This is a genomic window from Xylophilus sp. ASV27, from assembly GCF_016428875.1.
Classification (GTDB): domain Bacteria; phylum Pseudomonadota; class Gammaproteobacteria; order Burkholderiales; family Burkholderiaceae_C; genus Xylophilus.
The window spans coordinates 1-493 of the sequence record NZ_JAELTO010000269.1; the positions used below are offsets into that span (position 1 = coordinate 1).

The 493-nt window shown below is 59.2% G+C and carries 1 pseudogene; it reads right to left on the minus strand.

Annotation, left to right across the window (positions count from 1 at the left end):
• Positions 1 to 169: pseudogene (locus JHD63_RS22825) on the minus strand (IS5/IS1182 family transposase); the annotation flags it as partial.
• Between the last annotated feature and the right edge of the window lie 324 nt (positions 170 to 493).

The following is a 493-nucleotide window of genomic DNA, read 5'->3' on the forward strand; positions in this document are numbered from 1 at the left end:
GGCGCCCGTTGCCCGGCTTCGGGTAGTGCGGCTCGATCACCGCGCACAGTTGCTGCCACGGCACGATCTCTTCCATCGTCGCCAGGAACACATCGCGTCGGGTGGGGCGGCGGTATTGCTCGAATCCAGCGCCCTGATCGGCTGCCGCAGCGAGGGCCTGTTGCTTCATCGGATCACAACGCATTCGAGCCGCCAGTGGTGGACTTGTTCAGCTTTGCCTGAAGGGGCTCAGTCCGGTTGAGTACCGATTGAGAAGCACCGCCTGATCGGCGGAATCGTGACCGTCCAACTTCTGGGGGTCAGTTCAAAGCCGGAGCGGTTCACTCAGGCGACAACTATGTCGACACGCGCCCGAATCTTGCTTCTTTTAGAGCGGCTAACAAAAGCCTGTCATCGCCAAGCGCGGGATGCGCGTTGACGGTGCATGGGAAAGAAAAGAAACAAGGAAGTTAGCGCGGTGTTGTACAAAAAGATCAAGCCGTTGCTGCCAGTC